Annotated in this window: 10 protein-coding genes; 4 read left to right on the top strand and 6 right to left on the bottom strand. The window is 68.4% G+C overall.

What is annotated here, in order from left to right:
- Positions 1 to 371: 371 nt before the first annotated feature.
- Positions 372 to 1,031, bottom strand: a complete 660-nt coding sequence (locus ACWCO2_RS36125; RefSeq protein WP_450132303.1) for a GOLPH3/VPS74 family protein — start codon at positions 1,029 to 1,031, stop codon at positions 372 to 374.
- A 524-nt stretch (positions 1,032 to 1,555) separates the two neighbouring features.
- Here ACWCO2_RS36125 and pdhA point away from each other — a divergent pair.
- The 3 genes from pdhA to ACWCO2_RS36110 all read left to right on the top strand — a co-directional run bounded on the left by pdhA (position 1,556) and on the right by ACWCO2_RS36110 (position 5,224).
- Positions 1,556 to 2,773 (top strand): pyruvate dehydrogenase (acetyl-transferring) E1 component subunit alpha, encoded by a 1,218-nt coding sequence (pdhA, locus tag ACWCO2_RS36120; protein ID WP_450132302.1) that lies wholly within the window; start codon positions 1,556 to 1,558, stop codon positions 2,771 to 2,773.
- Positions 2,773 to 3,789: an alpha-ketoacid dehydrogenase subunit beta gene (locus ACWCO2_RS36115; protein WP_450132301.1), complete on the top strand. Its 1,017-nt coding sequence runs from the start codon at positions 2,773 to 2,775 to the stop codon at positions 3,787 to 3,789. Before pdhA ends, ACWCO2_RS36115 begins: the two co-directional genes overlap by 1 nt.
- A 121-nt stretch (positions 3,790 to 3,910) precedes the next feature.
- Entirely contained in the window at positions 3,911 to 5,224 is a 1,314-nt protein-coding gene (locus tag ACWCO2_RS36110; protein ID WP_450132300.1) for a dihydrolipoamide acetyltransferase family protein, read from the top strand.
- 73 nt (positions 5,225 to 5,297) lie between these two features.
- Here ACWCO2_RS36110 and ACWCO2_RS36105 read toward each other — a convergent pair whose 3' ends face one another.
- From ACWCO2_RS36105 to ACWCO2_RS36090, 4 genes are all read right to left on the bottom strand, one after another.
- Positions 5,298 to 5,774 (bottom strand): pyridoxamine 5'-phosphate oxidase family protein, encoded by a 477-nt coding sequence (locus ACWCO2_RS36105; RefSeq protein ID WP_450132299.1) that lies wholly within the window; start codon positions 5,772 to 5,774, stop codon positions 5,298 to 5,300.
- A 133-nt stretch (positions 5,775 to 5,907) separates the two neighbouring features.
- Entirely contained in the window at positions 5,908 to 6,162 is a 255-nt protein-coding gene (locus ACWCO2_RS36100) for a hypothetical protein (RefSeq protein WP_450132298.1), read from the bottom strand.
- A 695-nt stretch (positions 6,163 to 6,857) separates the two neighbouring features.
- A complete protein-coding gene (locus tag ACWCO2_RS36095; protein WP_450132297.1) occupies positions 6,858 to 8,066 on the bottom strand; it encodes an acyl-CoA dehydrogenase family protein in 1,209 nt (402 codons plus the stop codon).
- A gap of 144 nt (positions 8,067 to 8,210) precedes the next feature.
- The gene (locus ACWCO2_RS36090; protein WP_450132296.1) at positions 8,211 to 8,747 is read right to left on the bottom strand and encodes an SCP2 sterol-binding domain-containing protein; all 537 of its coding nucleotides are present in this window, start codon (positions 8,745 to 8,747) and stop codon (positions 8,211 to 8,213) included.
- A gap of 129 nt (positions 8,748 to 8,876) precedes the next feature.
- Here ACWCO2_RS36090 and ACWCO2_RS36085 point away from each other — a divergent pair, with 129 nt between their 5' ends.
- A complete protein-coding gene (locus ACWCO2_RS36085; protein ID WP_450132295.1) occupies positions 8,877 to 9,524 on the top strand; it encodes a TetR/AcrR family transcriptional regulator in 648 nt (215 codons plus the stop codon).
- A gap of 61 nt (positions 9,525 to 9,585) precedes the next feature.
- Here ACWCO2_RS36085 and ACWCO2_RS36080 read toward each other — a convergent pair whose 3' ends face one another.
- Positions 9,586 to 10,419 carry a MaoC family dehydratase gene (locus ACWCO2_RS36080; protein ID WP_450132294.1) on the bottom strand — a complete coding sequence of 278 codons (834 nt, stop codon included), beginning with the start codon at positions 10,417 to 10,419 and terminating at the stop codon, positions 9,586 to 9,588.
- Positions 10,420 to 10,564 lie beyond the last annotated feature (145 nt).

Genomic DNA, 10,564 nt, shown 5'->3' with positions numbered 1-10,564 from the left:
CCCGCAAAACCGGCGACATCGTCCAAGCCGCACTCGTGCTCACCCACCACGAACACGGCTACACATAAACCACTGAGATCACCTCAATGGAAATCAGACGTCCAATTTCCATTGGAATCGCACGAGTTCTCCACGGACACCCAGACCTGTTGATAGGCGTCGGTGTGTCCGGCCCCGACACACCGACCACATGTCGACCGACTCCCCGACGAAACGCCCGTCGTCCGGCAACGTCCGAAGTCCCAGGATGTCCGAAGTTCCGGGCGATGTTCGGGGTTCCGTGTCCGGGGAACCACAGTTTCAATTGAAACTGTAAATCCCAGCCACGGCGGATCACAGTTTCAATTGAAACTGTGGAGCTGCTGGAGCGATCAGCCGTCGGCCAGGACGATGGCGGTGGGGAGGGTGGTCATGGCGAGGATGGCGGCGGTGACCGCTGGGGTCACGTCGTCGCCGAGGTCTTCGCGGTTGGCGAGGGATTTCAGGCGCGTGCGTTGGTCGCGGTCGAAGTCGAGGGCGTAGACCAGGCCGCTGCGGTGGACCAGGGTTCCCAGCAGTGCCAGGCGTCCGTCGATCGGTAGTCCGTCGCGCGCCAGGGCGTGCAGTTCGGTCAGCAGAGCGGTGCGGATGGCTCGGTCCGGGTGGTAGCGGTCGTCGGGGAGGAAGCCGAGGAACTTCCGCCGTTCCAGGCGCAGGACTCCGCGGCCGACCAGGACGGATCGGTGCGTGAGAAATGCGGTGGTGCGCATCGGTAGCCACCAGCTCAGCTCCACCGGGCGGTTGTCGTGCCCGGCCGCCTGCTGGAAATCCGCGAGCAGCTCGTCCATCCACGGCTGACCGCAGGACGCGGCGTCGAGCAGCTGGATCGCGGTGCCGTGCGGGGCCATCCGCCCGCGCAGGACCAGCTCGCTGATTTCGGCCGCTGCGGTGGCGGTGTTCGGGTTCGCGCTGACGTAGTGCGACCCGTTGGGCTTGTGCAGCAGCAGTGCGAACTCGTCCGGCAGCGTCAGCAGGTTCGCGTACTCGCCCACCTGTCCAGTTTGTCGCACTACTGCCGGGTCAGCGCCTTGCCGAGCGTCTCGATGATGCGCGCGAACTCGTCGAGGTCACCGGCCTGGTTGGGCGGCGGGTACCCCGCGCGCCGTGCTTCGGGACCACCCACGGTGCTGGCCCTTCCCCGAGGAGCAGATGTCGATCAATGCAACAAAACGGACAACGAGCCGGAAGGATCTTTCGGGGTGGCTCGCAATATCGGCACTGCGATGGTCCATAAATCGTTAGTCGGACCTCCATTACTTCGATGACCTGCGGATTCGTCCTGATCATCGGCGAACTACGGTGATCCGCAGAGGGCAGGCCGGTCGCGCCGCGGTCAGGTTCGCCTTCTGTGGCAGGGCTCACTGATCGGGCGGATTTCGTGCCAGGATGGCGGGGAGCGATCCAACTGCCCCGGTCGCGCACCCGGGCGACCCACCAGGTCGCCGGTGGTACGGCCAGGGCTGTCGGCCACGACGCCACAAGCGACGTGGTCCGGCGCGACACGAGGAGATCACGCATGTCCCCCGAGCAATGGACGCGACCGGAAACCGAAGGCACCACCGGCCCCCCTGCCGCTACCGCAGCGAAACCCACACGGGAGCAGGTGATCGCCGGTTTGCGCGCCACGAGCGAAGGTGGAGCTGACCTAGTACAGCTCCTCACCCCTGAAGGTCAGCGGGTCGAGCACCCCGACTTCGACCTGGACATCTCCACCGCGCAGCTGCGCGACCTGTACCGGGACATGGTGCTGGTCCGTCGCGCTGACCGGGAGGGAAACGCGCTGCAGCGGCAGGGCCAGCTGGGCATCTGGGTCCCGCTGCTCGGCCAGGAAGCCGCCCAGATCGGGGCGGGCCGGGCGCTGCAGTCGCAGGACATGGCGTTCCCCAGCTACCGCGAGCACGGCGTCGCCTGGTGCCGCGGTATCGACCCGACGGAGCTGCTGGGCATTTTCCGCGGCACCGACCACGGCAGCTGGGATCCCCTCAGCACCGGGTTCCACCTCTACACCATCGTCATCGGCAACCAGTGCCTGAACGCCACCGGCTACGCGATGGGCCAGCGCTTCGAGGGCAAGGTCGGTGACCAGGGCGGCGAGGCCACCATGGTCTTCTTCGGCGACGGCGCCACCAGCCAGGGCGACGTGCACGAGGCCATGGTCTGGTCGGCGGTCTACGACGCCCCGGTGGTGTTCTTCTGCCAGAACAACCAGTGGGCCATCTCCGAGCCGCTCGAGCGCCAGACCCGCGTCCCGCTGTACCAGCGCGCCAGCGGCTACGGCTTCCCCGGCATCCGGGTGGACGGCAACGACGTGCTCGCCAGCCTGGCGGTCAGCCGCTGGGCGATGGACGAGTGCCGCCAGGGCAACGGCCCGGTGCTGATCGAGGCGTTCACCTACCGGATGGACGCGCACACCACCTCCGACGACCCGACCCGCTACCGGCTCGCCGACGAGCAGGAGGCGTGGAAGCTCAAGGACCCGATCGAGCGCCTGCGGGTGCACCTGGTCCGCGACCAGGGCGTCGAGCAGGACTTCTTCGACAGCGTCGACGCCGAGGCCGACGAGCTCGCCGCCCGGCTGCGCGACTTCTGCTTCAACATGCCAGAGCCACCACCGGAGCGGATGTTCTCCGAGGTCTACGCCGAGGAGAGCCCGCAGGTGACCGCGCAGCGGGAGGCTTACCTGCAGTACCTGGCCGGATTCGCCGACGAAGCCATGGCAGGAGGTGTGCGCTGATGGCCGCGCCCGCACTGGAACGCCCGACCGCAACGGCGGGCACCCAGACCGTCACGATCGCCAAAGCCCTGAACATGGGTCTGCGCGCCTCGCTGGAGCGCGACCCGAAAGTCCTGATCATGGGCGAGGATGTCGGCAAGCTCGGTGGTGTCTTCCGGATCACCGACGGCCTGCAGAAGGACTTCGGCGAGCACCGCGTGCTGGACACCCCGCTGGCCGAGTCCGGGATCATCGGCACCGCCGTCGGGCTGGCCATCCGCGGCTTCCGCCCGGTGTGCGAGATCCAGTTCGACGGGTTCATCTTCCCCGGCTTCGACCAGATCGTCTCCCAGCTGTCCAAGCTGCACTTCCGCAGCCAGGGCAGGGTGAAGATGCCGATCGTGGTGCGGGTGCCCTTCGGCGGCGGCATCGGCGCGGTCGAGCACCACTCGGAGTCGCCGGAGTCGCTGTTCGCGCACGTCGCGGGGCTGAAGGTGGTGTCCTGCGCCAACCCGGTGGACGCCTACTGGATGTTGCAGCAGGCCATCGAGTGCGACGACCCGGTGCTGTTCTTCGAGCCGAAGCGCCGCTACTACGAGAAGGCCGAGCTCGACCCGGCGACTTCGCCGGCGCCGCTGTTCACCTCGCGGGTGGTGCGGCCGGGCTCCGCGGTCACCGTGGCCACCTACGGCCCGATGGTGCGCACCTGCCTGGACGCCGCGACCGCGGCCGCCGAGGACGGCACCGAGCTGGAGGTCGTCGACCTGCGCTCGCTGTCCCCGCTGGACCTGGGACCGGTGTTCGAGTCGGTGCGCCGCACCGGCCGGTTGGTGCTGGTCAGCGAGGCGCCCGGGGAGTCGTCGGTCACCTCGGAGGTCACCGCCCGGGTGCAGCAGGAGTGCTTCTACTCGCTGGAGGCGCCGGTGCTGCGCGTGACCGGGTTCGACACCCCGTACCCGCCGAGCAAGCTCGAGGATGGCTACCTGCCCGACCTCGACCGGGTGCTGGACGCAGTCGACCGCTCGTTGGCGTACTGAGACTTTTCAGAGGGACTCACTCTGCGCAGGTGGTCCCGTAGCGGAATGAGAACCCGCCGGTGGTCACTTCGCGGAGGTGGGCTAAGCGGCTTCGCCGCTTCAAGGACCAAGGAGTTGTTCGATGACGATCAAGCAATTTCCGCTGCCTGACGTCGGCGAGGGGCTGACCGAGGCGGAGATCCTGGGCTGGCGCGTCAAGCCCGGTGAGGCGGTCACCGTCAACCAGGTGATCGTGGAGATCGAGACCGCCAAGGCCTCGGTCGAGCTGCCCTGCCCGTGGGCGGGGACGGTGCGCGAGCTGCTCGCCGAGCCGGGCCAGACCGTGGAGGTCGGTTCGCCGATCATCGCGATCGACATGGGCGGATCGGCGACCGCGGAACCTGCTGCGAGCGGCGGCAAGATCGGCGAGGAGTCCAACGGGCGCATCGCCACGCTGGTCGGCTACGGTCCGCGCACGACCAGCGCGAAGCGTCGTCCCCGCAAGGGACAGACGGCGCAGCCCGCGGCGGCCGCCGTCGAGGCGCCGCCGAAGCCCGAGCCGGAGGTCAAACCCGCAGCTCAGGCGGGTGGTTACGTGCCGCTGGCCAAGCCGCCGGTGCGCAAGCTGGCCAAGGACCTCGGCGTGGACCTGACCGGGCTGACCGGATCCGGCTCGGGCGGCGTGATCACCCGCGAGGACGTGCAGTCCGCAGCGGGTGCTCCGCCGGTCACGGCCGCTCCGGTCGCTGAGCCCGGTGCGCGCGAGCGTCGAGTGCCGATCAAGGGCGTTCGCAAGGCGACCGCGCAGGCGATGGTGAACAGCGCGTTCACCGCCCCGCACGTCACCGAGTTCCTGACCATCGACGTCACGCCGATGATGGAACTGCGCGAGCAGCTCAAGACGCACCCGGAGTTCCGCGACGTCAAGGTCACCCCGCTGGCCTTCGCGGCGAAGGCGGTCTGCCTGGCGGCCCGCCGGACCCCGGACGTCAACGCCACCTGGGACGAAGCGGCCGGCGAGATCGTCTACAAGGACTACGTGCACCTGGGCATCGCGGCGGCCACGCCGCGCGGCCTGGTGGTGCCCAAGGTCCGAGACGCCGACCAGAAGTCCCTGAAGGAGCTGGCGCAGGCGCTGGAGCAGCTGACCGCCACCGCGCGGGAGGGCAGGACGACTCCGGCGGACATGGTGGGCGGCACGTTCACGATCACCAACGTGGGCGTCTTCGGCGTCGACACCGGAACCCCGATCCTCAACCCCGGTGAATCGGCGATCCTCGCGCTCGGCGCGGTCCGCGACATGCCGTGGGTGGTCGACGGCCAGGTGGTGCCGCGGAAGGTCTGCCAGCTGGCGCTGAGCTTCGACCACCGCGTGGTCGACGGCCAGCAGGGCTCCCAGTTCCTCGCGGACGTGGGCGCCCTCCTCGCGAACCCGGCCATGGCGATCACCTACTGATTCACCCGTGAGCACTTCGGGTCGCTGTGGCAGCCCAAAGTGCTCACGGGCATCTGCCTGCGGAAACGCCCTATCAGGTGCGCTTGAAGATCTTGGTGCCGCCGGTCGGGGTCCACGTGGTGATGACCAGGTGGGTCTGGTCCTCGGACACGCCCGTTGTGGTGACCTCGGTGATGTCCAGGCGGAACAGGTGGGACCCCGGCGAGGGCGGCTTGACCTCCTCGACCCAGGCGCGCTGCTCGTCGCCGGTGACCTCCTCAGCCCGGCCCGCCAGCTTCACGTCCACTCCGCCCGCCATGTCCTCCGGGGTGCCGGGGTTGGCGTGCAGCGCGAAACGGGCGTCCCGCTGCAGATCGACGGCCTTGCGGGACTGCGGCATCGATCCGAGCACCAGGTCAGGGCCACGCCAGGCGACCTCAGTGCCGCTCACTCGCGGCGAACCATCACGCCGCAGTGTGGCCAGCACGTGGTGCTGAGACGCTTCCAACCGCGCGCGGATCTGCGCGGCCATTTCCGGGACTTCTTCGGTGAACTCCTGCCAAGTCGACATGCGGGCCATGGTGACACCCGTCACTGACAGCGACCGGCGAAGAGCGAAAACGGCCCGCCCACTTCGTTGGACGAGGCGAGCAGGCCGTTCTCGCGGATCTGTGGCCGAGCCGTTCCCGGGGCTCGGCGGGAGGTCAGTCGCCCTTGCGGCGGCGACCACCGCGGCGGGAGCCGGACTTGGACTTGGAGCCCGAGGCAGCTGAGGCAGCAGCGACCGGCTCGGCGGCCGCTTCGGAGCTGGTCTCTTCCTGAGCCTGAGCGTCGTACTCGCGGAGGAAGTCGAACGCGTGCTGGTCGAAGTCGTGGATGTCGATCTCCGGCAGTGCGCCGAGTTCTTTGTTCAGTTCCCGGAAGATGGGTGTCTCCAGGTCAGGGGTGGTCTTCTTCACCGCTTCGCCCTCCCGTTCACTCTCGAAGCTCTGGCCGGGCGGCCAGCAGCGCTGCTGCTCGCCGCGCCCGTTGCGAGCCCTCCCCGCTGAGCTCGTACGGCAGCACAGCCTGAGCATCGCTTTCAGTCCCGCGCTGCGTCGTTGTGACGCACACCGGCCCAGCTGGTGATGCGGTCCGCGTCCACATTCATCCATTCGGACGAACGCCCATGGTGCACTTACCCGGATCCGACCGATGCAAGGGCCCACGAAATGGTGCCTCCCAACACTTCAACCTGCGAACGGTTTGTGCAATTCCGCACCGTGGCGAGCGCCACTCCATCGGGTGGGGACGGGCTCGAAGATCGCCCGATAGTCCGATTTGGTGGGCTCTTCCGCTTCGGAGACTACTGCCGGCGACCTGCGTTTTCCGCTGCAGAGTGATTGGCGGCCGACAACCGCGCACCATCGGTTGGTCTTCCTGCCCAATTCGACACGGTCCGGCGCGTCCGACGCGGAAGTTGGGCGCCCAAGCGGTGCGTAACCCACTCAATCGGACTAATCACCCAGTAGTGGTAGGGCTCGGGCGTTGACCATCGATGCACTGGGGCGACGGCGCTCCGGGTTCCCCCGAAGAGAGACGGTGATCATGGGTGTCTGCGGCCCCAGCCTCGAGCGGCCCCGACCAGCCAGGCCGGGGCCGCGAGTACGAGGGATCAGGCGATGTGCCGCCCGGAGATCGCCCTGGCCACCACCAGCTGCTGGATCTGCTCGGTGCCTTCGAAGATGTCGTAGATCTTGGCGTCGCGGTGCATCCGCTCCACCGGGAACTCCCGGGTGTAGCCGTTGCCGCCGAGGATCTGGATCGCCCGCTCCGTCGCCCAGGTGGCCACCCGGCCCGCCTTGAGCTTGGACATCGAGCCCTCACCTGCGGTGAAGCCGCCGTTGCGGCCCAGCCAGGCCGCGCGCCACACCAGGAGGCGGGCCGCGTCGATCTCCATCCGCATGTCCGCCAGGGTGAAGGCGATCGACTGGTTCTCGATGATCGGCCGGCCGAAGGTCTTGCGCTCCTGCGCGTACTCCAGCGCCGTCTCGTAAGCCGCGCGCGCGATGCCGATGGCCTGCGCTCCGACTGCGGGGCGAGAGAGCTCGAAGGTCTTCATCGCCGCCTGCGAGCTGGCCTTGGTGCCCTCGCGGGACCGGGCCAGGCGCTCGTCCAGCTTCTCCTTGCCGCCCAGCAGGCAGCTGCCCGGGACGCGCACGTCGTCCAGGAACACGTCGGCGGTGTGCGAAGCGCGCAGACCGTGCTTCTTGATCTTGCTGGGGGATTCCATGCCCTTGGTGCCCGGCGGGACCACGAAGGCCGCCTGGCCGCGCGAACCCAGCTCCGGGTCCACGACCGCCTGCACCACGTGGACGTTGGCGATGCCGCCGTTGGTCGCCCACGCCTTCTGGCCGTTGAGCACCCACTCGTCGGTGGCCTCGTCGTAGACCGCGCGGGTGCGCATCGCCGAGACGTCGGAACCGGCCTCGGGCTCCGACGAGCAGAACGCTGCCACCTTCGGGTCGTCGACGTCGCCGTAGCACTGCGGGACCCATTCGGCCAGCTGGTCGGGGGTGCCCGCGGCGAAGATCCCGGCCACCGCGAGGGTGGTGCCGAAGATCGCCATGCCGATGCCGCCGTCGCCCCAGAACAGCTCTTCGTTGGCGATCGGCAGCGACAGACCGGTGTCATCGGCCCAGAACGTGGCCAGCGTTTCGAAGCCGTAGAGGCCGATCTTGGCCGCTTCCTGGATGATCGGCCACGGGGTTTCCTCGCGCTCGTCCCACTCGCGCGCGGCTGGGCGGATGGTCTTCTCGGCGAAGCCGTGCACCCAGTCCCGCAGCTCCTGCTGCTCCTCGCTCAGCTCCAGGGAAAAAGTCATCGTCTTCCGTTTCTCTGCGAGGTCGTCTCGGTGTCGGAGTTGGTCTGTTCTTCGTCTCTGAAGCGGCATAGCCGCTCAGCCCAGCCTTGACGCTTGCGCCGCTACCGGCACCGCTGCGCAAAATGAGCTTGGAAACTGCTTCTGTCAGGCCTTGGGGATCTGGAAGAGCTTGGTCAAACCGGCGGCGAAACCGAGGTCGCCAGCCACCTTGAGCTTGCCCTTCATGAACAGCATCGGAGCGGACGCGTTGCTGGAGGCCAGCTTGAGGAACTCGGCCGGTGCGACGGTGATGGTCACTCGCGGCTCGAGCTGCGGGTCTTTGCTGACCTCGCACTTGCCGTCGGCCAGCACGCACTCGTAGCGCAGCAGGTCCTCGTCGGTGCCGATCCGCCAGCGCACCACGGCTTCGGCCTTGCCGGCCTTGTAGTGCTCGCCCATCCGCCGGAAGACCTCGTCGAGGATGCCTTCGCGCAGTTCCGGGCGGGCCATCACGGCGTCGAGCTGCTCGTCCGAGGCGCGCGAGATCAGCCGCGCGAACTGCTCCGGGCGCAGCGCGCTGAGGTCCACCTCGTCGTTGCCGGCGATCTCGGAGGCGGCTTCCAGCAGAGCGACGAACTCGTCCTTGCTGATCTTCTTCGGGTCGACCTCGCCGAGTGCGACGACCGGATCGGTCTCTGGCATCGTTGCCACCTCCAACGCGCTTACCTACTCGCGAGTAAGACTACGTTCGAGTAGATTCGAAGGCAAGCGACCTGCGACGACCAGTTTTGATCTAGCCTGACCGGGAGCAGGGACCAGCTGAGAGGTGACATGGTTCAGGACAACGGCCGCCCCCGATCGCGACGCCTGCCCAGGGCGGTCCGCGAGCGGCAGATCCTGGACGCCGCGGTGGAGGTGTTCGCCGCGCACGGCTTCCACGCCGCGTCGATGGATGAGATCTCCGAGGTCGCGGGCATCTCCAAGCCGATGCTCTACGCCTACCTCGGCACCAAGGACGAACTGTTCGTCGCCTGCATCCGGCGCGAGGCCGAGCGGCTGATCGAGGCCATCGGCACCGCGGTGGAAGCCGGGCTGAACCCGGCCGAGCAGCTGTGGCGCGGCCTGCTGGTGTTCTTCGAGTACGTGCAGGCCAACCAGGCGGGCTGGGCGGTGCTGTACCGGCGGGCCAACGCCCAGGGTGAACCGTTCGTCGCTGAGCTCTCGGAGTGGCGAGAGCGGGCGACGAGTCTGATCGCGGCGCTGCTGGCGCGCGCGACTGAGGGCTCGGCGCAGCCGATGCAGGCGGAGCAGACCGAGCCGTTCGCGGCGGCGCTCGTCGGAGCCGGCGAGGCGCTGGTGGAGTGGTGGTTCGGCAACCCGGAGCACACCGCCGAAGGCATGGCGATGCGCCTGATGAACATGGTCTGGATGGGCTTCGGCGACCTCGTCGAAGGCCGCTCCTGGACCCCGAAGTCCTGACCCGATCCGGTCGTGAGCGCGCAGCAGTGCTCGAACCCTGCTGCGCGCTCACGAGGTCTGGTCAGCGGACCGAGCCGAGGAGGTGGGGTTTGCCTGAGCAGGAGCGGAGGGCGAAGGCCCAGTCGGACTGCTCGCGGTGGGCTGCGAAGTCCACTGTGGAGGGGAGCAGTAGCGGCTTGCGGAACTCGACGTCCACTGCGCACTGATCGGGGAGGCGCTCCGCGAAGGCCGCGAGGCAGCGGGCTTGGGACCACATGCCGTGGGCGATCGCCCGGGGGAAGCCGAAGGCCTTGGCCGCCAAGGAGTTCAGGTGGATCGGGTTGTGGTCGCCCGACACCGCCGCGTACCGGCGTCCGGTGTCGCCGGGCACCCGCCACGTCGCCGTCGGCTCCCCCGCCAGGTCGGCAGTGCGCTGTCCGGTCGAGTCCTCGGACTTCCCGCCGCCCCGGCGCAGGTAGGTGCTGGTCTCCCGCCACACCACCTCGCCGGAGACCTCGGTCTCGGTGATCACGTCGAACTGCTGGCCCTTCGGGTGCGGGCGCAGGTCGGCCAGGCGCACCCGCTGGGTCAGCTCGTCGGTCACCAGCAGCGGACGCTCCTGCTGGATGCTGTTGGCCACGTGCACCAATCCGACCAGCGGGAACGGGAATCCGGGATCGGTCATCAGCCGCACCGACAGGCCGAAGGACAGCACGTGCGGGTAGGTGATCGGCAGCTCGTCGCGCAGCCCGAACCCGCACACCCGGTCGTACTCGGCGAGGTGGTCGCGGTCGATCGCGATGTCCCGCCGCACGTACTCGGTGTCCGGCAGCTGGTCGCCGCGGCGCACCGGGCCGGTCGCGACGGCCTTCGCGTACAGCGCGGAGAGGGAAGGTGCAGTGCTCACTTCAGGCATCGGCTGTTCCGTTCCGTCGAGGGGGTCGTGAGTGCGTAGACCGGCTCCAACCGGCTTTCGCACTCACTTATGCCTGGACCTGGTCACCGAGCTCTCCGACGAGCAGCGGTTCTCCAAGGCCATCGGGCCGGCGCTGGAGAACGTC

Source organism: Saccharopolyspora sp. NPDC002376, assembly GCF_053593195.1.
This window is presented reverse-complemented; position numbering and strand designations above follow the sequence as displayed.